The 23317-nt window shown below is 58.0% G+C and carries 21 protein-coding genes; 4 read left to right on the forward strand and 17 right to left on the reverse strand.

Annotation, left to right across the window (positions count from 1 at the left end; translation table 11 throughout):
• Positions 1-12: 12 nt before the first annotated feature.
• The 10 genes from DK510_RS06710 to yajC all read right to left on the reverse strand — a co-directional run bounded on the left by DK510_RS06710 (position 13) and on the right by yajC (position 7007).
• Positions 13-549, reverse strand: coding sequence for a DsbE family thiol:disulfide interchange protein (locus DK510_RS06710; protein WP_109311432.1), 537 nt, complete (start codon positions 547-549; stop codon positions 13-15).
• The gene (ccmD, locus tag DK510_RS06715; RefSeq protein WP_200833220.1) at positions 542-700 is read right to left on the reverse strand and encodes a heme exporter protein CcmD; all 159 of its coding nucleotides are present in this window, start codon (positions 698-700) and stop codon (positions 542-544) included. The genes DK510_RS06710 and ccmD overlap by 8 nt, the downstream gene beginning before the upstream one ends.
• Positions 697-1470 (reverse strand): heme ABC transporter permease, encoded by a 774-nt coding sequence (locus DK510_RS06720; protein WP_058274037.1) that lies wholly within the window; start codon positions 1468-1470, stop codon positions 697-699. Before DK510_RS06720 ends, ccmD begins: the two co-directional genes overlap by 4 nt.
• 61 nt (positions 1471-1531) lie before the next feature.
• On the reverse strand, positions 1532-2188 hold the full coding sequence (ccmB, locus tag DK510_RS06725; protein ID WP_058274038.1) for a heme exporter protein CcmB: 657 nt from the start codon (positions 2186-2188) through the stop codon (positions 1532-1534).
• The gene (ccmA, locus tag DK510_RS06730; RefSeq protein ID WP_109311433.1) at positions 2185-2799 is read right to left on the reverse strand and encodes a heme ABC exporter ATP-binding protein CcmA; all 615 of its coding nucleotides are present in this window, start codon (positions 2797-2799) and stop codon (positions 2185-2187) included. The genes ccmB and ccmA overlap by 4 nt, the downstream gene beginning before the upstream one ends.
• Before the next feature lie 146 nt (positions 2800-2945).
• The gene (locus tag DK510_RS06735; protein ID WP_109311434.1) at positions 2946-3299 is read right to left on the reverse strand and encodes an Mth938-like domain-containing protein; all 354 of its coding nucleotides are present in this window, start codon (positions 3297-3299) and stop codon (positions 2946-2948) included.
• On the reverse strand, positions 3286-4056 hold the full coding sequence (locus tag DK510_RS06740; protein ID WP_109311479.1) for a sulfite exporter TauE/SafE family protein: 771 nt from the start codon (positions 4054-4056) through the stop codon (positions 3286-3288). The genes DK510_RS06735 and DK510_RS06740 overlap by 14 nt, the downstream gene beginning before the upstream one ends.
• A complete protein-coding gene (gene secF, locus DK510_RS06745) occupies positions 4049-5023 on the reverse strand; it encodes a protein translocase subunit SecF (protein WP_058277475.1) in 975 nt (324 codons plus the stop codon). Before secF ends, DK510_RS06740 begins: the two co-directional genes overlap by 8 nt.
• A 1-nt stretch (position 5024) precedes the next feature.
• On the reverse strand, positions 5025-6686 hold the full coding sequence (secD, locus tag DK510_RS06750; protein ID WP_109311435.1) for a protein translocase subunit SecD: 1662 nt from the start codon (positions 6684-6686) through the stop codon (positions 5025-5027).
• A gap of 33 nt (positions 6687-6719) precedes the next feature.
• Positions 6720-7007 carry a preprotein translocase subunit YajC gene (gene yajC, locus DK510_RS06755; RefSeq protein ID WP_058274044.1) on the reverse strand — a complete coding sequence of 96 codons (288 nt, stop codon included), beginning with the start codon at positions 7005-7007 and terminating at the stop codon, positions 6720-6722.
• A gap of 201 nt (positions 7008-7208) precedes the next feature.
• On the opposite strand from yajC, the gene DK510_RS06760 reads away from it, so the two are divergent.
• Complete coding sequence (locus DK510_RS06760) at positions 7209-8873, forward strand: mechanosensitive ion channel family protein (RefSeq protein WP_109311436.1); 1665 nt, start codon at positions 7209-7211, stop codon at positions 8871-8873.
• A gap of 72 nt (positions 8874-8945) precedes the next feature.
• Entirely contained in the window at positions 8946-10238 is a 1293-nt protein-coding gene (gene serS, locus DK510_RS06765) for a serine--tRNA ligase (RefSeq protein ID WP_109311437.1), read from the forward strand.
• A 55-nt stretch (positions 10239-10293) separates the two neighbouring features.
• Here serS and DK510_RS06770 read toward each other — a convergent pair whose 3' ends face one another.
• From DK510_RS06770 to DK510_RS06790, 5 genes are all read right to left on the reverse strand, one after another.
• Positions 10294-10902 carry a helix-hairpin-helix domain-containing protein gene (locus DK510_RS06770; protein ID WP_109311438.1) on the reverse strand — a complete coding sequence of 203 codons (609 nt, stop codon included), beginning with the start codon at positions 10900-10902 and terminating at the stop codon, positions 10294-10296.
• Between the two features lie 91 nt (positions 10903-10993).
• On the reverse strand, positions 10994-11980 hold the full coding sequence (locus tag DK510_RS06775) for a fatty acid desaturase (protein ID WP_109311439.1): 987 nt from the start codon (positions 11978-11980) through the stop codon (positions 10994-10996).
• A gap of 164 nt (positions 11981-12144) precedes the next feature.
• Positions 12145-13608 carry a ribosome biogenesis GTPase Der gene (der, locus tag DK510_RS06780; protein ID WP_109311440.1) on the reverse strand — a complete coding sequence of 488 codons (1464 nt, stop codon included), beginning with the start codon at positions 13606-13608 and terminating at the stop codon, positions 12145-12147.
• A 48-nt stretch (positions 13609-13656) separates the two neighbouring features.
• Positions 13657-14979 carry a PQQ-binding-like beta-propeller repeat protein gene (locus DK510_RS06785; RefSeq protein WP_109311441.1) on the reverse strand — a complete coding sequence of 441 codons (1323 nt, stop codon included), beginning with the start codon at positions 14977-14979 and terminating at the stop codon, positions 13657-13659.
• A 42-nt stretch (positions 14980-15021) separates the two neighbouring features.
• Positions 15022-15693 (reverse strand): hypothetical protein, encoded by a 672-nt coding sequence (locus DK510_RS06790; protein WP_109311442.1) that lies wholly within the window; start codon positions 15691-15693, stop codon positions 15022-15024.
• 225 nt (positions 15694-15918) lie between these two features.
• Between DK510_RS06790 and DK510_RS06795 the strand changes: the two genes are divergently transcribed.
• Complete coding sequence (locus tag DK510_RS06795; RefSeq protein WP_109311443.1) at positions 15919-17151, forward strand: efflux RND transporter periplasmic adaptor subunit; 1233 nt, start codon at positions 15919-15921, stop codon at positions 17149-17151.
• Positions 17148-20945: an efflux RND transporter permease subunit gene (locus DK510_RS06800; RefSeq protein WP_109311444.1), complete on the forward strand. Its 3798-nt coding sequence runs from the start codon at positions 17148-17150 to the stop codon at positions 20943-20945. The genes DK510_RS06795 and DK510_RS06800 overlap by 4 nt, the downstream gene beginning before the upstream one ends.
• Before the next feature lie 45 nt (positions 20946-20990).
• On the opposite strand, the gene DK510_RS06805 is transcribed toward DK510_RS06800, so the two are convergent.
• Both DK510_RS06805 and DK510_RS06810 read right to left on the reverse strand, forming a co-directional pair.
• A complete protein-coding gene (locus DK510_RS06805; RefSeq protein ID WP_109311445.1) occupies positions 20991-21314 on the reverse strand; it encodes a hypothetical protein in 324 nt (107 codons plus the stop codon).
• Positions 21315-21472: 158 nt separating this feature from the next.
• A complete protein-coding gene (locus DK510_RS06810; protein ID WP_109311446.1) occupies positions 21473-23272 on the reverse strand; it encodes an ABC transporter ATP-binding protein/permease in 1800 nt (599 codons plus the stop codon).
• Between the last annotated feature and the right edge of the window lie 45 nt (positions 23273-23317).

Genomic DNA, 23317 nt, shown 5'->3' on the forward strand with positions numbered 1-23317 from the left:
CAACGGATCAGATCACTGGCCGGCTTTTTCCAATGCCGGGCGTATCCTACTTTCGATGACGCGCTGCGTGATCGGACCGGCAAAGCGCAGGATGATCGTGCCCTCTCCGTCGATCACATAAGTTTCCGGAACACCGTAAAGACCCCAGTCCAGCGCCATGCGCCCTTGTTCATCCCGTCCGATGGCCTCATATGGGTCGCCCAGTTCGGTCAGAAAACCTTCGGCATTGGCCAACTGATCCTTGTAGTTGATGCCATAGACCGGGATGCCCTCTTCGGACAGCGCCTCAAGGTTAGGATGCTCGGCCCGGCAGGGCGCACACCAGCTGGCCCAATAGTTGACCAGCTTGACCTCACCATCACGCAGGGTGTCATCGTCGAACAACGTTTTACCCGGAAACTCGGTCAGAACGACAGGTGGCGCGGGCTGCCCTTCGCGTGCAGATGGCAAGGCATCGGGGTCATCCCGGAACATGCCAATTCCGGCCAGAACGGCAAATGCGCCGAAGATCAACGGTGGCGCAATCATCAAGGGTGAGATTTTAGCCATTGCGTGAAATCCTGTGTTCGAGCTTTTCCATTTCCGCCCGGACTTTGCGCCCACGCATTACGCTGAGAGCGACCAGTGCAATCAGCAACCCCAGCGAGGCCGCATAGGACCACAGGACCGCGTCGGCATATTTTCCAAGATCAGGGATCATCCGTTTAGCCTTTCTCGCGCCAGCAGCGCCTTAATCCGTCGCGCCCGGATTTCCGTTCCTGTGCGATACAGAACCAACGCAATGAACAGCAGCACAAATCCGATGATACATACCAGCAGCGGATAGAAATAAATGTTGCTGACTTTTTCTTCGGTATCCGCGCCGGTGACGGCTGCGGCGCGCATCACGGATGCCCCCTGATGCAGGCCTTGGTTCCAGAAGTTCACCGCATAGCGGCTGAGCAAGGCAAAAACCGACCCCACCAGACACAGGACCGAGGTCAGATCAGCGGCTGTATCGGAATCCTCGATCGCTTCCCACAGGGCTACGTAGCCAAGGTAAAACAGAAACAGGATCAGGAAAGCCGTCAGGCGTGGATCCCAGGCCCACCATGTGCCCCACATCGGTTGCCCCCAGATCGCGCCGGTTGCCAACGCGATTAGGGTCATCACGATACCGATGGGAGCTGCCGCTCGCGCAGCGAGTGCACTGACATGATGGCGGCGCACCAGCCAGACCAAAGATGTGGCCAGCATCATCAGCCAGCAATTGATCGCCATCAGCGCCGCAGGCACATGCAGGTAGATGATCTTGACGGTCGAGCCCTGTTTGTAGTCATCCGGCGTGAAGAAAAAGCCCCAGATCAGCCCGACGACCAGACACACAAAAGAAGTCATCCAGAAGAACGGCAGGACCCGCTCGCTGGTCGCGAGGAATTTGCGCGGGTTGGCGTATTCCCAGAGGGTATTGGCTTTGGCTGCGATAGACATGGGCTTTATTTAGTCCGACTCGTGTTTGTTCTCAATTGACATCAGTCAAACTGCGACCGTGTCACCGAAGGTTGATCCGCAGCACGGCTGCACTGGCAAAAGGCAACAGAGCAATCGTGGCCGCCGTGATCCCTGCCAGCATCAACAGCGGTGTCTGCGTTTCCATCCCCGTGGCGCCGCGGCGCGCGACCTCAGCCCCGAAGATCAGCGTGGGAACATACAGCGGCAAGACAAGCAATGACAACAACAGTCCGCCGCGTTTCAGGCCGACAGTCAGAGCTGCGCCGAAGGTCCCGATCACACTCATGGCCGGGGTGCCGACCAAAAGTGAGATCACCAGCCAGAAAAAGCCTGGCACCGGCAAGTTCAGTAGCACACCCAGAAACGGCGCGGCCAGAACCAGTGGCAAACCCGTTGTTATCCAGTGGGCCAGCGCCTTGATCGACACAACCGCCTCAAGCGGCAAGGGCGCGGTGGCCAACAGGTCAAGTGACCCGTCTTCCCAATCCAACGCAAGCAAACGATCAAGCGATAACAGGCAGGCCAAAAGCGCGCCCAGCCAAAGCACACCCGGGGCAATGGTCGACAGCAGCGAAGATTGCGGGCCGACTGAGAACGGCACCAGAACAGTCACAATCAAAAAGAACGCCAGACCAAGGCCAAAACCCCCGCCCGCGCGGAAGGCCAGTTTCAGGTCGCGCAGCAGCAGGGCGATCACAGGAAGCCTCCGTCAAAGTCGTCGATGGGTTTTGGTTTGGCTTTGTTGGGACCCACATCCAGCACCGCACCGTCCAGACCAAGGTCGATATGGGTGGCGATCAGGGCGGAACCGCCCTGCCCTAGATGGGCACGAACGGTATCGGCAAACATCTGGACGGCGCTTTTGTCCAGTGACACCGTCGGTTCGTCCAGCATCCAGATCGGCCGCCCGGTGACCAGCATCCGGGCCAGTCCAAGGCGACGTTTCTGCCCGGCGGACAGGTTTCCCGCATGGCGGTCCGACAGCTCGTTCAAGGCAAAGGCATCCAATGCCGGTTGGATGTCATCTGTCCCAAAGACCGAGGCCCAGAAGGTCAGGTTTTCCACAACCGTCAACGTTGGCTTCAACCCGTCGGAATGCGAGGCGTAGGCAATTTGATCCTCGGCCCCGTCAATGGTTCCGCTCAACGCCGGCTGCAACCCCGCAAGTGTACGCAACAAAGTTGTTTTGCCGATCCCGTTTGGCCCACGCAGGATCAGTGCTTGCCCGGATTGAAGCGAGAAGTTGAGCCCCTCGAGCACGGGGATACCCCCGCGGGTGATGGCAAGATCGGTTACAGTCAGTGTCATACGGTCCCGCTTATCTTATTGCGCATAGGGGCAAAAGGCGGGATTTGCCGCAGGGCAATGCCCGAGCCGCTGTCGGATAAGCATGAAAATGAGGGGCCAGCCCTTCGCGCTCCTGGGATATTTTTGGCCAGATGAAACGGATCCCGTCAGGTGGGAAGCAAAGCCAGCGCGATGCGGCGACCTTCGGAGAGCAGTACATTGTAGGTACGGCAGGCTGCAGGAGAGTTCATGATCTCAACGCCAATGCTGGCCTGCTCGAGCGCCGCTCGAAGGTCAGAGGGGATGTGGGCCAGATCAGCGCCCGTTCCGATCAACAGGACATCCACATGCCCAGCCAGTGCAAGCAAAGAGGATTGATCGTCGTATCCGCCCCAACCGGTGGTGCCCGATGGACCGGTCAGAACCGCCCCTTCGTGGACCTGGCCACCAATACGGAAAAAGCCGGGCCCGTAGCCATCGACCGGTGTTGCGTTGTTATATGTGATCTCATTCAACCGCATGGATATCTTCTATGCCCCAAAGCGGCAGGCCCGACAAGGCGGCCAGCGCGATAACCACGTAGGCGGCGGTGCGGTAGAGCTTTTCCTTTTTGGGGTTGAACAGCCAGCCGCCCAGCCAATTGCCCAAAAGGTTCGGGACCGACAGAGCCAGCCCCAGAACAACACTGTCGAAGGTCACACGCCCCATGACAGACAGAGAGCCGAAAATAAGAAAGTCGAAGCCGAAAAGGAACAGCAGGATCGTGGCCCGAATGACTTCTACCGGCAGCGGACGGGACATGTAGAACAGGATCACCGCTGGTCCAGGCAACCCAGCGACGCCGCCGAGAAACCCCGCAGCGCCACCGATGGCTGTCACCATCGCGCGTCGCACGCGGCCTTGGTAGCGTAATCCAAGGATCAGGATTGCGAGCATGAACAAGGCCAGGAAACTGACCGCGTATCGGAACACCTCGGGCTCGACCTGCGTGAGGACCCACAAGCCAACAGGCAGGATCAAAGCGCAGCCAAGCAGCAACCGTGCCAGGTCTCCGCGGTCTACGGCGCGCCACGCCCGCCGCAGGTTGGGGAGTGGCCCGAAGATATCCATGATCGTCAGTCCGATCAGCGCCCCAAACGGGCCGAGGAACGGAGTGGCCAGAGGCAGAAAGATCAGCGCGGTGCCAAAGCCGGAAAACCCGCGTACGATGCCGCCTAGCGTCGCGGCAAAAAAGATAACGGCCAGCCCTTTGGGGGACTGGCCGAGAAGATCAGGCATCCACATTTGCGAACTGGTTGCCCGCGTTGTTGGATGGTTTTGACCAATCGCGTTTGACACCAAGCCACAGCAGAATGGTCGAGGCCACAAAGACCGAGGAATACGTCCCTACGATCACGCCCCAGATCATCGCGAAAACAAAGCCGCGGATCACGTCCCCGCCCAGCACATAAAGTGAGATCAGCGCCAACAGGGTGGTAACCGAGGTCATCACCGTCCGGCTGAGCGTTTCGTTGATCGAGATGTTCAGAACCTCTTTCAGGTCCTTTTTCTTGTATTTCCGCAGGTTCTCGCGGACGCGGTCAAAGACGACCACGGTGTCGTTCAGCGAATACCCCACGATGGTCAGCAATGCCGCGATGATGGCCAGATCGAACCGGATTTGCAGTTCCGAGAAGATGCCGATGGTGAGGATTACGTCGTGGACCAATGCGGCCACCGCGCCCAAGGCGAACTGCCATTCGAAACGCAGCCAGATATATACCAGCACCGCCCCGATCGCCAACACCACCGCGATAACCGCTGTTTGGATCAGCTCACCCGAGACTTTAGGACCGACGGATTCAACGCTTTCAAACGGCAATTTGAGGCCCGGATCAGCCGCGGCAAGCACCTCGCCGACCTGAGTGATCACGTCCGATGTAACCGCCTCGGCGTCTTCTTGAGCCTGGATACGGATCATCGCGACATTCTCATCCGGTCCAAAGTTTGGATCGAAGATCTCTGTGATTGTCACATCCCCCAATTCCAACGGGGCAAGGGCGTCACGATAGACTCCGACATCAATCTCTTGGGTGCTTTGCGTCCGGATCGTTGTGCCACCGCGGAAGTCGATGCCGAAGTTCAGCCCCTGAAGCATGAAGGACGTGAACGCCACGATCATCATCAAAGCCGAGATACCCAGCCAGATTTTCCATCGGCTGAAGAAATCGAACGAGGTATTCTGGGGTACGAGTTTCAGTCTCATGTCAAACCTCGATCGTTTTGGGGCGGCGGCGTTCAAACCAGATCACGATCATCAGGCGCGTCACGAAGATCGCGGTGAAAACCGAGGTTAGAATGCCCAGACCCAGCGTGATTGCAAAACCGCGCACCGGACCGCTGCCCATCGCAAACAGGATAACAGCGGTGATGAATGTGGTCACGTTCGCGTCCAGAATGGCCGACAACGCCTTTTCATAACCCAGTTCGATTGCGCGCGCCGGACCTCTGGCTGATTTCAGTTCTTCGCGGATACGCTCAAAGATCAGCACGTTGGCATCCACCGCCATACCAACCGTCAGTACGATACCGGCGATACCGGGCAGTGTCAGGGTGGCTCCGATCAGGGACAACAGCCCAAACAGCAGGCCGACGTTGATGATCAGGGCGATGTTGGCAAAGAGACCAAACAAACCATAGCTGAGCGCCATAAAGGCAAGCACCGCGACGAAGGCCACGATGGTTGCGACCTTACCCGCGTCGATGCTGTCCTGCCCCAGTTCAGGGCCGATGGTACGCTCTTCGAGGAAATCCAGCCCGGCAGGCAACGCGCCTGCGCGCAACAGAACAGCCAGATTGGTGCTTTCCTCAACGGTGAAGTTACCAGTGATGATGCCCGAGCCGCCGGGAATGTGGCTTTGGATGACCGGGGCCGAGATGACCTCATCATCAAGAATGATTGCGAACGGCTGGCCGATATTTTCCAGCGTATAGTCGCCGAACTTGCGCGCCCCCGAAGTGTTGAACCGGAAGCTGACCGCAGGCCGGCCGTTCTGGTCGAAGGCTGGCTGCGCATCCACCAGCTCTTCGCCGGTGACGACTGGGGCCGCCTCGACTGTGTAAAACAAACCGGTTTCGTCGATGGAGGGGAGGACCTGTTCGCCAATCCCCGGCACTGCGTCCGGGTTGGTGCCCCGCCCCACAACGGGATTGAATGTCAGCTGAGCAGTGGTGCCGATGATCTCTTTCAGTTCACCAGCACTGCCAATACCCGGCACCTGTATCAGGATACGATCCGCACCCTGGCGTTGGATCGTGGGTTCACGCGTTCCGACCTCATCAATACGGCGGCGCACAATCTCAAGCGACTGGCGCACAGTGCGGTCGTCTGTGGCAAGTTTTTCCGCCTCGGACAGTTGAACGACGATTGTGTCGCCCTCAGCCCGTGCCTCGATATCGGTTGCACCTACACCGGTCAGGGTTTGCACCTGACGGGCCAGGCCGCGCACTACTTCGAGCGCGCGGGACATGCCCTCGGGCTGGCTGATGCGCACCCGAATCTCGTCCGGGGCCGACTCTTGCTTGCGGATGGTGCCTACAGTGGCGCGCTCATCCCGCAGTGCATCGCGAATTTCGGGCCACATGGCCTCCATCCGGGATTCGTACACATCGCCGACCTGAACTTCGGCCAACAGATGCGCACCACCGCGCAGATCGAGGCCCAGATTGACCAGCGACGACGGCAGCCAGTTCGGCCATTGCGCCGCCTCGGCCTGCATTTCGGGAGTGTCGATGCCAAGCTCAATTGCGGCCTTGGCATCGTTGGATTGCTCGACGCGCGTATAAAACGCATTCGGCAGGGCAAGGATCAGACCGATCACGCAGACCAGCCAGATCAGAACCCGCTTCCAGGTATCAATTTGCAGCATTACCCTGCCTTTTCAAGGAATTGTGGCGCGAAGTTACTTCGCGGGCTCAGTCTTGTTCAGAACCTGCGCAATGGTCGACTTGACCACACGAACCTTCACACCCTCGGCGATTTCAACTTCGATCTCGTTGTCGCCTTCCTTGACCTTGGACACCTTGCCGATCATTCCACCCTGGGTGACAACCTGATCGCCGCGACGCACGGCTTCGACCATGGCCTGATGTTGCTTCATCTTTTTTTGCTGCGGACGGATCAGCAGAAAATACATGATCGCGAAGATCAGGATCAGCGGGAGAAACTGGGCGATTGCGCCACCTTCCATGGGATATTCCTTTGTTTTGGTGCTGCGGAAATGCTCCGCAAATTTGGCGGGAACCTATGCTCTGAATTGCGCCTTTGCAAGCGAAGGCAACGCTGTACACCGCCCTGACCCGGCCACAGTGCACAAAGAACAAGCCAGGCGTTGCAGATATGTCCTAGGCACCTCACTGAAACCGGGTATAGTTCGGGTTAAGGGGGACATATGGCAAGGCAATTCAAGCCCTTCCTTTTGCTGGTTTATTTTCTGACAGCCCTGGCGTCCAGCCTGTGGTTTTCGGACGTCGTACTGGCACAGGAAACACCGACAGAGCCCCCTGCTTCTGACGGGGCGGACTCGGACAGTTTCGTGGCTCCGGTCATCGTGGACGGGGACGTATTGTTCCAGGTCAGGGGATCCAGTGCCCTGCCCGCGCCAGAGCGGGCGGAAGACGTTCAGGACAAGATCATCGAAATCGCCGAAGCCTCGGATGCACTGACGGTTGAGGTGACATACGAAGAGACCGAGTTCGGCATTTGGACTCTGGCCGATGGCGAGAGAGTCTCGATCGTCACCGAAGCCGATGCCGAGTTGGATCAGATGGAGCTTAGCGTTCTAAGCGTTTTGCACGGGAACGCGATCAAAAAATCCATCGAAGACTACCGCGCCAACCGCACCGATCGGGCGCGCGTGTCCGGTGCAATTGAGGCAGTGGCATGGACCATTGGTTTTGTGGCGTTTGTGGTGGCAATCCTGTGGGTGCACCGTCGGATTCGACGGAAGACATTAAAATTTGTCTCACTTCACCTCAAGGACGTGGAAACTGCCACAGCCAAAAGCGTTCAGGCCGAAGCGATCGCTGCGCTGGTACGATATGGGTTGAACTTCGTTCTGCTCATCATCTTCTTTCTCGGCTTTTATTACTACCTTTCGTTTGTTCTGCTGGCTTTCGCCGAAACCCGCTATTTTGCGCAGCTATTGCTGACCTATCTGACCGAGCCGGTACTGCTGATCTTCAAAGGCATTATCAGTTACATCCCCAATTTGATCATGCTGGGCCTGATTTCTTGGGTGGCGCTGTACATCATCAAGGGGATGCGGGTGTTCTTCGACGCGGTCGAAGCGGGTTCCTTCGACATGGGCGATTTCGAAAAGCACTGGGTCAGCCCAACCTTCAACATTGCCCGTGTTGTGGTGATCATGATCGCATTGGTCTTTGCCGTTCCCTACATCCCCGGATCGGATTCGGCGGCGTTCCAGGGGTTGACGATCCTGGTGGGTGCCATGCTGTCGCTGGGTGCAAATTCTGTCGTCTCAAACATGCTGGCCGGACTGTTCGTGATCTACCGCCGATCGACCTCGATCGGGGACCGCATTCAGATCGGCGACCACATCGGCGATGTAGTTCAGATCAAACTGATGGAGACGCATCTGAAATCCATTAAGAACGAACTGATCTCGATCCCTAATGCGCAACTGATGAATTCGGATGTGGTGAACTTCTCGAAGAAAACAGACGGCAGCGGACTGCTGCTGCACACCACGGTTGGCATCGGCTATGAAGAGCCGCCCGAGAAGGTCGAGGCGATGCTGATCGAGTCCGCCAACCGAACCAAGGGGATCAAGTCCAAGCCGGAACCGTTTGTTTTGTGGACAGCATTGGCCGATTACGCGATCAATTATCAAATCAACGGGTATTCGACACGCGGCAGTATTATTCCAAAGATAAAATCGGACCTGCATCGCAACATCGTGGCCGTGTTCAATGAAAACAGTGTGCAGATCATGACGCCCTCTTACATGGCTGATCCGCCTGATCCCAAGATCCCAACCGAACATTGGGATGGCCATCTGGCGCATGAAAAACACGAGGATGCCGATAAGTCGTAACCGGCGCTACACCCCGCCTTTCAGATGGTGCATAAGCGGTTTCAGTGATTCACGCATTTAAGGATCTGAACCATGCACGACATCCGCGCCATTCGCGAAAACCCCGCCGCCTTCGACGCCGCACTTGCGCGCCGTGGGGACGCGCCGGTGTCGTCAGATTTGCTGAGACTGGACGAAAGCCGCCGGGCCAAGATTCAGTCCGCAGAAACGGCACAAGCCGAACAAAACAAGGCCAGCAAAGAAGCCGGTGCCGCCAAGGCACGCGGCGACGAGGCTGAGTTTCAACGCCTGCGCGCGCTGGTCGCCGAGAAAAAGGCCGAAATTGCCCGGATGCAGACCGAGGCCAAGGATCTGGATGCGCTGCTGACTGATCAGCTGATCCGCATCCCGAACCTGCCCGCCGAGGACGCGCCAGAAGGTGCGGACGAGAACGACAATGTCGAGGTCAACCGCTGGGGCACTCCGCGTGAGTTGGATTTTGCACCGAAAGAGCATTTTGAAATCGAGGCCGTTCAGAACGGCATGGATTTTGAAACGGCGGCAAAGCTGTCCGGCTCGCGCTTTGTGCTGTTGTCCGGTGGCGTCGCCCGCGTTCACCGCGCACTGGCGCAGTTCATGCTGGACACACACATCAACGAAAACCAACTGACCGAGGTGAACGGCCCGGTTCTGGTTCTGTCCGAGATGATGCAGGGAACAGGCCAATTGCCGAAGTTTGGCGAAGACAGCTATCAGACCCGCGAAGGCTGGTGGCTGATCCCGACGTCCGAGGTGTCGCTGACCAATATCGTCAACGGGGCGATGATTGAAGAAAGCTATCTGCCCCGCCGTTACACCGCGCATTCCTTGTGCTTCCGGTCCGAGGCCGGATCGGCTGGCCGGGACACGCGCGGCATGTTGCGCCAGCACCAGTTCGAAAAGGTCGAAATGGTCTCGGTCACCCATCCCGACAAGTCGGATGATGAGCAAAAACGCATGCTGCGCTGTGCCGAAGGTATTCTGGAAAAGCTGGGCATCCCCTATCGCACCGTGATCCTGTGCACAGGCGACATGGGCTTTGGCGCGCGCCGTACCTTTGACATCGAAGCATGGCTGCCGGGTCAGGATACGTACCGTGAGATCAGTTCAGTCTCGACTTGTGGTGATTTTCAGGCGCGCCGGATGAACGCGCGCTTCCGTCCCGAGGCAGGGGGCAAACCGGAATACGTTCACACGCTGAACGGATCCGGTCTGGCTGTTGGGCGCTGCCTGATCGCCGTGCTGGAAAACGGCCAGAATGAAGACGGTACCGTCACCCTGCCCGAGGTTCTGGCCCCCTATCTGGGTGGCAAGCTGACGCTGCAGCTGGACGGCGCGCTGGCATAAGAAAAACCGGCGGCCAACAGGGCGCCGGTTCAAAAGGCTTAAGGGCGGAGAAGGCTTACTTCTTCGCCTTTTTCTTATCCTTCTTTTTTTCTTTTTTCTTATCTTTCTTCTTGTCCGTCTTGTCGGCCTTTTTCTTTTTGTCTTTCTTCTTATCTTTCTTCGCCTTGGCCTTCACCTTGTCCTTGGCTTTTGAAAAGACGGCTTCCATTTCCTCAAGCTTTTTAGCGGCCTTTTCAGCCTTGGCTTTGGCCTTAGCCTTCTTTTTTGCCTTAGCTTCTGCCAGTTCGGCTGCGGCCTTTTCCTCAGCCGCTTTGCGCGCAGCCTCTTCCGCCCGCTTCTCGGCAGCGGCGGCGGCAATGGTCTTACGGGGCGCTGTTCGACGCGCTGCAGGCTTTTTGGCAGGCGCGCGGCGCGTACTTGTTTTCGCAGCAGGGCGTTTGGCGGCTGGTTTCGCCGCGGCGGGTTTGGCGGCTGCTGGTTTCGCCGCAATCGCCTCTTTCGCGGCGGCGATCAAAACGGCTGCGCGGGCTTTGCCGATACGAGGAACTTTGACCAGTGCAGCGGGGGTTGCCTTGGCAACGGCTTCAGCGGTTTTGAAACCGTTGGCGGTAAGCGACTTTCCAAGCCCTTCTCCAACGCCTTTTATTGCGGTCACTGCGGTCATTCTTTGTCCTTTCCGATTTTCCCTGCATTATCTTATGTATACCAGATACACGTTCTCACAAGCCAGTGCCCAGAGATGCAGGTTATTTGTGTCAACTACTGTGTGCAAAGTTACCGGATTGGTCCTTTCCGGGAAACGGCACTAGCCGCTTGGCGTCTTCGTCCCACAGTTTCAGGTTCAAAGCGGCAACAGCCTCGGGAAATTTGATCCGGCGGGGCGTGAATTCGGGCGGTAGGTTATAGTGGCATGCACGCAGCCGATAAGACGGAATGCGCGCATTGAAATGATGGATGTCGTGCAGCGTGATGCAGGCAACCGCATTGTCGAACCACCACCCGAAATCCAGCGCCGATGATCCCTGTAGCGCGGCCAGTTGCGGGTCCAGATCCGGACGGCGGTCCCAATAGGTGTCCTCGAAATTGTGCTGCAGATAGACCAGAAACACACCCAGCATCCCGCCCAAAAACGAAAACACCAACCAGACCAGAATACCCGTGGTGCCAGCTATCAGGTAAAGAAGGCCAAGAAAGACGATGATCGACAAGTTGTGTAGCAATACACCCCTCACGCCAAACCTAACCGTGTTCTTGGGCCACCGATAGCGGATGAAATATGTGAACAGCGCCCCAGCCGGAACCAGGATGAATGGATTTCGGTAGAGCCTGTAAAACAAGCGCCCTTTCCAATCTGCCTTGTTCCATTCCCGCACGGTCATCGTGTGGATTTCACCCGTCTCGCGGTGCTCGAGATTGCCGATACCGGCGTGGTGCAGGTTATGGTTTTGCTTCATCACCTCGAACGGAGCAAAGGTGAATGGTGAAAGTCCATGACCGGCCCATTCATTCTGCGCGCGCGTTTCAAACAGTGAGTGATGCCCACAATCGTGCTGAAGCACGTAAAGGCGCACTGCCGAAAAGGCAAAGATGACCCCGGCGGGAATCATGACAAACCAGCGATCCACATAGATGATCGCCAGCGCCAGCGATGTGAAATACATCGCGAAAGTCCCAAAATAGCTCAGCGCGGCCAATCTGTTGTCCTGAACCGCGTATTGCCGAGTGTATTCCCTCAGATCCATCCAGCCGCTCCTCACGTTGGTTAGGTCCAATGGTTATCAAAAACTGGTGCGGAAGCTCCGCGTGAAATTACGCGTACACAAAAACAGATGCACGCCAGTGAATGCTAGCGCGGGGAAATGGGGCTGTCACGCCCCTCAGCCGAAAATGCTGAAAATTGGCGCAGTTACGCGCGACCCTTGAGATGTTTGGCCAAGGCGCCCGCGTTTTTCTTACGGCGTCCCTTGTACGGGTTCTTGTCCCCCTGTCCGCGCAAAGTTAGGCGGATCGGAGTACCGGGCATGTCAAAAGATTCGCGCAGACCGTTGACCAGATACCGGGTGTAACTGGCTGGCATCTTGTCAGGGTGCGAGCACATGACAACAAAGCCCGGCGGGCGGGTTTTGGCTTGGGTCATGTAACGCAGCTTGATCCGGCGACCCTGCGGGGCTGGCGGCGGGTGCTGTTCCAACATGGCTGTCAGCCAGCGGTTCAGCGCGGCCGTCGGCACACGGCGGTTCCAGATGTCATGTGCCCGCAGAATCGCGGCGCGCAGGCGCTCTAGCCCCCGGCCCGTCTTTGCCGAGACCGTCACCAGCGGTGCGCCACGCAATTGCGGCAGCAAACGCTCGAACGACTCTTTTAGATCCCGCAGCTTTTCCTGTTTGTCTTCTTCGATGTCCCATTTGTTGATCGCGACAACAACGGCACGACCCTCACGCTCGGCCAGATCGGCAATACGCAGATCCTGCTGTTCGAAGGGGATGGCAGCGTCCAGCAGAACCACCACCACTTCGGCGAATTTTACGGCGCGCAGACCATCCGAGACTGAAAGCTTTTCAAGCTTTTCTTGTACCTTGGCTTTTTTACGCATACCAGCGGTATCAAAGATACGCATTGGCGTGCTGTCCCCGTCCGGATCGGCCCAGTCGATCCGCAGACTGATGGCATCGCGTGTAATACCAGCCTCTGGACCGGTCAGCAGGCGGTCTTCCCCAATGATCTTGTTGATCAATGTGGATTTACCGGCATTCGGGCGACCAACAACTGCCACCTGCAACGGCTTTTCAACGCTGATCAGGGGCGTCTCGCCCTCGCCGTCTTCATCCAGTTCAATATCGGTTTCCGGCGCATCCTCAACCGCCTGTTCTTCGGCGGCATCGGCCAACGGCATAAGCTGGGAATAAAGATCAGTCATCCCCTCGCCATGCTCGCCCGACAGGCGCACCGGCTCACCCAGACCAAGGTTATAGGCTTCAAGCACACCCGCATCCGCTGCGTTTCCTTCGGCCTTGTTGGCCGCAAGGATCACGTGTTTGGAACGTTTGCGCAGAATCTCGGCAAACAGTTCGTCGGTCGGCGTGACCCCAACGCGCGCGTCGATCATGAACAGGCAGACATCTGCCATGTCCACTGCACGCTCGGTCAGGCGGCGCATGCGGCCTTCAAGGCTGTCGTCGGTCGCGTCCTCAAGCCCCGCAGTGTCGATCACGGTAAAGCGCAGATCACCCAAACGCCCTTGGCCTTCGCGCAAATCGCGCGTCACGCCGGGCTGGTCATCGACCAAAGCCAGACGTTTGCCCACAAGGCGATTGAACAGGGTGGATTTGCCCACATTCGGGCGCCCCACGATGGCGAGGGTCAGCGACATGATACTCAACTTTCAAGACTCAGACGCGCCCTTTAGCGCATCTTGTGGTCAACGGAAAGCGTGCAAATCACCTTTGGTCGACACGACGTACAGTGTTTGACCCGCCACAACCGGTGCCGTGGTCGCGCCGCCCGGCACTTCGACACGGTTCACCAACGCTCCGTCAACCGGGCTGAAGAACCGTACATAGCCGTCATTAGAGGCGATGACGATGCGCCCGCCCGCCATGATCGGACCATAATGCGCGTAGATCGGGCCCCGGCGTCCCGGCTTATCCTTGACAAAACCCGGCAGGTCCTGCGCCCAGACAATCGCTCCGGTCGCAGCGTCCAATCGGACCAGTTGGCTGCGGTCGCTGATCAGGAAAATACTGTTGCCAGCGGCCCAGACCGTATCGACGGCCCCCTCGTCTGCGGTCCATATCCGTTCGCCGGAATTGGCGTCAAACGCGACTGTGCGCCCAGAATGGTTGCCGATATAGATCTTATCGCCCGCAACCATTGGTCCACCAGTTACATCGACGATCTGCGCCGCCGCACGTCCGCGACGTCCCCCGGCCACTGATGCGTTCCAGCGGCGAATACCCCCTCGACGGAACGTCGCTGCGACATCACCCGAGCCAAAGGCGAACACGGAAAAATCGGATGCAATGACTGGCGCCGGCGCACCCAGAACGTTTCCAACGCTTGGGGTGCCCTGAATTTGCCAGGCAATCCGGCCGTCCTTGGTGTTGACCGCCCAACCGGTTTCGTCGCCCGCCACCAGATACAGCAGACCGTTACTGACCAAAGGCGCGCCGCTACCGGTCGCGTTCAACCTTTTTTGCCAACGAACTGCACCGGTTTTGGCATCCAGCGCTGTCAGGCGGCCATAACCGGAAGACACATAAAGCACACCGTTGTCATAGGCCATGCCACCACCCGTGGCATCCGAGTCGCCATCACTTGGCGGAATAAGATCGGTGTTCCAAACAACCTGCCCTTGCGGCGACACTGCAGACACCGTTGCGCCGGCATCAAGCGTATAGATCAACCCGCCCGCAACAACGGGATCAGCCGTGATCCGCTGCTTGCGCGAGTCACCCTGACCGATTGATGCGGACCAGATGCGCTGCGGCGTTGCGCGCAACTGTGCATTGGTCGTCCGGAACGCGGCCGTACCCGGGCTTTGCGGCCAGCTCGCGTTGGCTCTTTGCGCCGGCAGGCTGATCGGTTTTGAGCCCCGGGTTTCCACCGTTTCGGTATCGGCAGTGGGCCGGATATCTTCTCGTGGTCCCGGCAAGATAACCTCGGGCTCCCGGCAGGCGGCGACCAGGGTCAATGAAAGGGCTGCCATCGGCAATCCAATACGGGAGAATAGACTTGCTACCATGATATTCCGAACTCGCCTGTAAGTTTTCCTGCCGCCACCGGATCAGCCCTGCCGGGCGATCAACGGCTCTGGTTCGCCACCCAGCGCTACAATCAACTGAGCCGCGCGCTGTTGCTGATCCACGCCAACTTCTGCGTCCTGACGCAAGGCCTGAAGCCGCGTGATGGCCGCGTCAACATTGCCCTCGGACACATCGATCAGGGCCAACTGTTCTTCGGCCAGCAACCGCAGCGGAGCACCCGGCGCAGCCAACGCTTCGAATTGAAGACGGCGATCGGCTGCGGGCAGAGTGTCGCTCTGCAGCAGCAGCGCCTTGAAAGCCGCGATCGCGCGATAGATTTCCGGCAGATCCCCTTGGGACGCAATGGCGTTCAGGCTGGCGACCGCATCCTGTTCCGATCCGGCCTCAAACTGAGAGGCCGACAACAGCATGTTAAGAACCGCATCTCCACCCGGCGATTGTGTTTCGACAGCGGCTAGGCTGGCAGCACGGTCTTCCGACTGATTCTGTGCCAGCGCCGCCAGGATTGAATCACCCAGTTCCTGCGCCTGACTGGTTGCGCGTGACTTGCGGACTTCATTGAACGCAGCACCGCCCACGATCAGGACAACCACAAGCACACCGACCCAACCCCATCTGCGCAATAGCAAGAACAGGCGGTCCCGGCGCACCTCTTCGGTCACCTCATCAATAAAACTGTCGACGTCGCTCATCCCTGCCCTCCGGGGCTGTATCCTTGGTGTATGGCGCCATGTCATACCCCGGCGCAATCGCCAAGCCAAGAGCCCGATTTTTTACAATCCCGCCGGTGGCCTGCCCTCTTGTAGAAAAAAATAAACCGAACTATTCAGTTTAGTGTGGAAACGATACATAATCGTCCCCACTTTCTAGCATGACCGCAAAAAATATGTGGCGCAGAATTCTGGGAGTTGTCCTGCATGCGATTGATTTCATTAGTAAACGCCGCTTTGGTTATTGTTGTTTTGTTTTTTTTGGTTTTCGAACGGGACAGCCTGTTCTCTTTCGCCGGGCGCGCGGAAGCCGAGGCCAGCCCTGAGGTTGCCAGCGAATCTGGCGAAGTCGCGGACGTGGATCAGGCGACAATTGGCGTCGTTGCCGTTAGGTCAACTGCACGTGAAATTGACAGCGCCGTGTTGTTGCGGGGCCAGACCAAGGCCAATCGTCAGGTCGAAGTTCTGGCCGAAACCACATCGACCGTCATCTCAGAGCCCAAGCGCAAAGGCACGTTCGTCGAAGCCGGCGATCTTCTTTGCGAGCTTGACCCGGGCACCCGCCCCGCCAGTTTGGCCGAAGCGAAGGCTGCCAAGTTAGAAGCCCAAAGCCGCATTCCAGAAGCCGAAGCCCGCCTGGAAGAAGCACATGCGCGTGTCGCCGAGGCCGAGATCAACCTGACGGCTGCGAATAAACTGTCTGACTCCGGATTTGGATCTGAAACACGCAGAATCTCAAGCGAGGCGGCGATGAGAACCGCCGAGGCCGGTATCAAGACCGCCGAAGCCGGTCTTGAGGCCACCCGCGCCGGGATCGAAGCCGCAACCGCCGAGGTCAAAGCCGCGGAACGCGAAATCGATCGCCAGACGATCACAGCGCCCTTCAAAGGGTTGTTGGAAAGCGATACCGCCGAATTGGGCAGCTTGATGCAGCCCGGCGCGCTATGCGCGACCGTTATCCAACTGGATCCGATCAAGCTGGTGGGTTTTGTGCCGGAAACCGAGGTGAACCGCATCATTGTCGGAACCGAAGCCACAGCACAGTTAGTCACTGGCCTGCAGGTTTCTGGTCGTGTGACATTCCTGAGCCGCTCGGCCGACGAAACAACCCGCACATTCGAAGTCGAAATCACTGTTCCGAACCCGGAACTGGCCATTCGGGACGGCCAAACCGCCGACATCCGCATTTCGGCCGCCGGGGCCAAGGCGCATTTCCTGCCGCAATCGGCACTGACCCTGAGCAATAACGGTCAACTCGGTGTCCGCACTATTGGCCAGAGCAACGTGGTCGATTTCCAGCCCGTCGTTCTTCTGCGTGATACTGCCGAAGGCGTTTGGGTCGGTGGCCTGCCGGAAACTGTGGACATCATCGTCATCGGGCAAGAGTTTGTGACCCGCGGCGTCACAGTTGAACCCACATATCGGGAAGCTTCGAAATGACCGGAATCGTCAGTTGGGCCGCTGGCCGGGCCAGAATGGTTCTGGCCTTTATCGCCATCTCATTGGTGATTGGCGGCTTTGCCTATGTCAGCCTGCCGAAAGAAGGCGAGCCCGACATTGAAATCCCTGCCCTGTTTGTCTCGGTTCAGTTTCCGGGCATCTCAGCCGAGGATTCGGAAAACCTGTTGGTCAAACCAATGGAGACCGAACTTGCGGACCTTGATGGGCTGAAAGAGATGACCTCGACCGCCGCCGAAGGGTATGCCGGCGTGGCGCTGGAGTTCGATTTCGGCTGGGACAAAACCGCGATCATGGCTGATGTGCGCGACGCGATGAACAGCGCGCAAGCCGAATTCCCCGACGGAGCTGAGCAATACTCGCTGACCGAGATCAATTTCTCAGAATTCCCCATCGTTATCGTCAACCTGACGGGTGCAGTCCCCGAGCGCACTATGGCGCGGGTCGCCAAGGCTTTGCAGGACGACCTTGAAGCGATGGATTCGGTGCTCGAAGCCGGGATCGCGGGCAACCGCGACGAATTGCTTGAGGTCATCATCGACCCTCTTCGGCTTGAGGCATACAACGTCACCGCCGCCGAGCTTATAGATGTTGTGCGCAACAACAATCAGCTGATCGCAGCCGGTGAGGTCGAAACCGCACAGGGCACATTCTCGGTCAAGATCCCCTCTTCCTTCAAAACTGCGCAGGATGTTTATGGCCTGCCGGTCAAAGTGAACGGCGACCGGGTCGTCACTCTGGGGGAATTGGCTCAGATCAACTATACCTTTGAAGACCGCGAAGGCACCGCCCGTTTCAACGGCGAGCAAACCGTCGCGCTGCAGGTGGTCAAGCGCAAGGGCTACAACCTGATCGACACAGTCGAGGGTGTGAAACAAACCATTGCCGCTGCGCAGGCCAAATGGCCGCCCGAGATGCAGGCCGCAATCCAGCTGGGCACCTCGAACGACCAAAGCCGCATCGTCGGCTCGATGGTCAGCCAGTTGGAAGGCTCGGTTCTGACGGCCATCGCACTGGTGATGATCGTTGTTCTGGCCTCTTTGGGCACACGCGCCGCATTGCTGGTGGGTTTTGCGATCCCGACCTCATTCCTGCTGTGTTTTGCGTTCCTGGCAGTCATGGGCATCAGCATCTCGAACATCGTGATGTTCGGCCTGATCCTTGCAGTGGGTATGCTCGTCGACGGGGCCATTGTTGTCGTGGAATACGCTGACCGGCGCATTAAAGAGGGCGTTGGCCCGATGCACGCCTATGTCGAGGCTGCGCAGCGTATGTTCTGGCCTATCGTTTCATCCACAGCCACAACCCTATGTGCTTTCCTGCCCATGCTGTTTTGGCCGGGTGTCCCGGGCGAATTCATGGGCATGCTGCCTGTCACGCTGATCTTCGTTCTGTCCGCTTCGTTGATCGTTGCACTGATCTATCTGCCTGTCATGGGCGGTGTTTCGGGCCGCCTGAGCCGCGTCTTTGACCGCACCTCCGACTGGCTGCGCGCGCGCACCCGGTGGTGGGTTCGTGCGGTTATGGTGCCGCCATCGCTGTACCTGATCTTCCTTGGTGCGATGCAACTGCTGAATCCGACCTATCTGTTGCCCGAAGGCGCATTCGGAGCAGTTCTACTTGGTGCCTTCCTGTTCATTTTTGGGGCATTTGCCGGTTCTGTTACGTTGAGTGCCGCCAAAATAGAACGCGCACCAGATCAGCATGTACATACAGCGCGCGAACACACACCCTTTGGCTATGTCATTAAGTTCCTGGTCGGCAACCCGATCATGCCGATTGTTTCGATTGTCGTCATTGGCTTCGCCGTGATGTCAGTCATGACCGCATTTGGGAACAACAATCGGGGTGTAGAGTTCTTCGTCGAAAGCGAACCCGAGCAAGCCACGGCCTATGTTCGTGCACGTGGCAACATATCACTGGTCGAAAAGGACCAGATGGTACTGGCGGCCGAAGAAATAATAAGCGCACACCCCGCAGTCGTGAACGTGTTTTCCTTTGCCGGAGAAGGCGGGCTGAACCAAAACAATGGAGGTGCGCAAGCACCGGCAGACACTGTCGGTCGCGTCCAGTTCGAAATCATCCCGTGGGAAGACCGGCCCAACGTGTCCGAACCGATCTTCGGCGGGTTGATCGACCGTGAAACGGTTGCCCCGGAATATGACGGTGACTTCGTGCTGGATCAGTTGAACGCCGAACTTGCGAAGATTCCAGGCTTCATCGTGGAAATCCTACCGCTGGAACAAGGCCCGGCCTCGGCCAAGCCTGTTCATCTGCGCATCAAGGCGGATGGCTGGGAAGAACTGAACTCAGCCACTGCTGCGGCCCGTAAGATGTTCGATGAAACACCCGGCCTGATCAAGATCGAAGACACCCTGCCGTTGCCCGGCATCGACTGGCAAATCGACGTCGACGTTGCCAAAGCGGGTCGTTTTGGCGCGGACGTGGCAACCGTCGGCGCGATGGTGCAACTGGTCACGCGCGGGCTGCTGCTGGGCGAAATGCGCCCCGACAGCGTGGACGAGGAAATCGAAATCCGCGTTCGCCTGCCCGACGAAGATCGGGTTTTGTCGACACTGGATACGCTCAAGGTGCGTACGCCGGATGGGCTGGTGCCTTTGTCGAACTTTGTCACCCGCAAGCCAGTGGCCAAACTGGCCGAGATCAACCGGATCAACCAGCAGCGCTATTACGATGTGAAGGCCGACGTTGAGCCGGGTCTGAGCAAAGTTGTGATAGATAACGCGGACGGCGCGGAACAGCGGCTGGCCGTTGTGCGCGGCGTCGTGGAAGGTACAGAACCCACAGGTGCGATCTTCACTGGACCGACCGGCAGCAATTTCGAACTTGTCATGTTGACAGGTGCGGAAGATGTCGATGCGGTGCGAGCCGATCTGGAATCTGGAAACGCCCGGATTAGCCTGATCAACCCCAACGAACGCATTGCAGTGCTGACCGAGTGGCTTGAAACCAATCCCTTCGGCAGCACCGTCAGTTGGGAATGGACAGGCGATCAGGAAGATCAGGCAGAAAGCCAGGCTTTCCTATCCAGCGCTTTCTTGGCTGCTTTAGGCCTGATGTTTGTGATCCTGCTGGCGCAGTTCAACTCGTTCTACAACTCGGTACTGGTTCTGCTGGCCGTTGTGCTTTCGACCACCGGCGTTCTGATCGGGATGATGGTCATGCAGCAACCGTTCTCGATCATCATGACCGGTACAGGGATTGTGGCCTTGGCAGGGATTGTGGTGAACAACAACATTGTTCTGATCGATACATATCAGGAATATAGCCGATATATGCCCCGGATCGAGGCGATCATCCGCACGGCTGAAGCGCGTATCCGCCCGGTTCTGCTGACCACCCTGACCACGATGGCCGGTCTGACACCGATGATGTTCGGATTGTCGCTGGATTTCATCAATGGCGGCTATTCCATCGACAGCCCAACTGCGCTGTGGTGGAAACAGCTGGCGACGGCGGTTGTGTTTGGCCTGGGTATTGCAACGGTGCTGACCCTGATCGTGACGCCATCGTTCCTGGCCCTGCGGGTGTGGGTCACCACCTATGCGGTATGGCTGGCCAAGGCGGTGGCACGGGCCACCGCAGGTCGTTCCAGCCAAATCGCCCAGGATATGGCGGTTGGTCACGCTGCCCGTCAGGTACAGGCCACCGAGGTTGTCTGGGGGGATGAGACGCCGACTGCGCCCGCACCGGATGCTGGCAAGGACGAGCGTCCCGATCACCCACCAACATCACCCCTCAAGGCGGCTGAGTAACATAAATGGCGAACCCCACGGTTCGCCATTTTTCTTTTCTATGACTTAGTCGGTGAATACATATTCACCAAGATCACACAGGTTCAGCCCGAAGTCTTCAGCCGACGAACCATCGTCGAACGCCCCCCGAATATCGTAGACACATGTGGTCAGGCCATCCGCGATGACAACATCAATTTCATAATCGGGCGCGACATAGCCACCGCTCAGCAGGTTCCCCTCCCAGCTACCGGAAGACGCAGGCGAGACATTGAACTCGACCAGATCCGCGCTGGACTCATTCACAACCAGAAATTCAAGACCCTCGGCAAATGCCGAAGTCGCCATAAGAACAGTTGCGGCCAAGGCTGCTGCTGCACGCATTTTCATTAGATATTCCTTTGATTAAGGTCCGGCCAAAGAACCTGGCACCGTGACTTTATGTGATTTGTCACCAAGGAAAATGAACGTCAAATTAAACTTGGAGGAATGAACGCATTTCTGCAGTGCTGTTCTACCTGGTCTCTGGAATTACACAGGTGACCGGATCAGGCTGCGTCCGCTTGTTGGCGACTCCAGAGCTGCGCGTAACGGCCCTCGCGCTTCAAAAGCTGGTCATGGGTGCCTTGTTCAAGGATTTCACCGCGTTCCAGAACGACAATGCGGTCCGCTTCGGCAATCGTGCTAAGGCGGTGCGCGATCGTCAACACGGTCCGTCCCTCGCCCGCCCGCGCCAAGGCATCCTTGATGTCCTGCTCGGTATCTGTGTCGAGCGCCGAAGTCGCCTCATCCAACAGCAGGATCGGCGGGTTCTTCAGAAGGGTACGCGCAATGCCCACCCGTTGTTTCTCGCCACCCGACAGCTTCAGCCCCCGTTCGCCTACCTTGGTGTCATAACCTTCGGGCAACGTCACGATGAAGTCGTGGATCTGTGCCGCTTTGGCTGCGGCTTCGACCTCATCCTGAGTGGCCCCGTCCCGGCCATAAGCGATGTTGTAGCGTATGGTATCATTGAACAGCACAGTGTCCTGCGGTACCACGCCGATGGCTGCGTGCAGGCTTCCTTGTGTTACGTCGCGCACATCCTGCCCGTCGATCTTCAATGCGCCTCCGGTGACATCATAGAACCGGAACAGCAAACGGCCGATTGTCGACTTGCCGGACCCGGTGGCCCCCACGATTGCCACCGTCTGACCCGCGGGGACTGTCAGCGACACACCCTTGAGGATTTCGCGGTCCGCATCGTAGCCAAAGTGAACACTGTCCAATGTCACCTCACCACCACTGACCACCAGATCTGGCGCGTCGGGCTTGTCCTGTACTTCGGTCGGTTGCTCAAGCAGGTCGAACATCTGCCCCATATCGACAAGCGACTGGCGGATTTCCCGGTAAACAGTGCCCAGAAAGTTCAGCGGCACGGTGATCTGGATCATGTAGGCGTTGACCATGACGAAATCGCCGACGGTTAACATACCCTGCTGCACCCCGAGTGCTGCCAGAACCATCACGCCGATCAGTCCGCATGTGATCAGAAGGGACTGACCGAAATTCAGGAAGGCCAGCGAATAGGCCGTTTTTAGCGCCGCTCCGGCATAAGCCTTCATCGATACATCGTACCGTTCAGCTTCGCGCTGTTCTGCGTTGAAATACTTGACGGTTTCGAAGTTCAGCAGGCTGTCGATGGCGCGTTGGTTGGCCTCAGTATCCTGATCGTTCATCTCGCGGCGCAGCTTTACGCGCCACTCGGTCACCGCAAAGGTGAACCAGATGTACAGCGCGATGGTGACGGCAACGACAACCAGATACCAGACGTCGAACAGCCACATCAGAATGATCGCAACCAGCAGCAGTTCCAGGATCAACGGACCGATGGAAAACAGCAAAAAGCGCAGCAGGAATTCCACGCCTTTCACACCACGCTCGATGATCCGGCTCAGCCCCCCGGTGCGGCGCGTCACGTGGTAACGCATGGACAACTGGTGGATGTGCTGGAAGGTCTCCAACGCCAGTGCGCGCAAGGCCCGCTGCCCTACCGGGGCAAAGGCCGCATCGCGTAACTGCTGGAAACCAACTGTCATCATGCGTGCGACGCCATACGCCACGGTCAGGCCAACAGCGCCCAAGGCCAGTGGCGGAACACCCTCGCCCGCCAGCCCATCGACAGCGCCCTTATAAAGGATAGGGGTATAGACGGCGATCAGCTTGGCCAGCACCAGCATGCCCATGGCCAGAACAACGCGTCGTTTTACCCAAGGCTCATTCTCGGGCCACATATATGGCGCAACCTTCCGGATCGTGCGCCAACCAGAGCGGCGTTCGTCGGACGTGGGCGTATCGGCTGAGGTCATTGGCGCTGCTCGTCTCATCACGTACCTGATCTGCGGTCAGAGATA

Source organism: Ruegeria sp. AU67, assembly GCF_900312795.1.
Classification (GTDB): domain Bacteria; phylum Pseudomonadota; class Alphaproteobacteria; order Rhodobacterales; family Rhodobacteraceae; genus Ruegeria; species Ruegeria atlantica.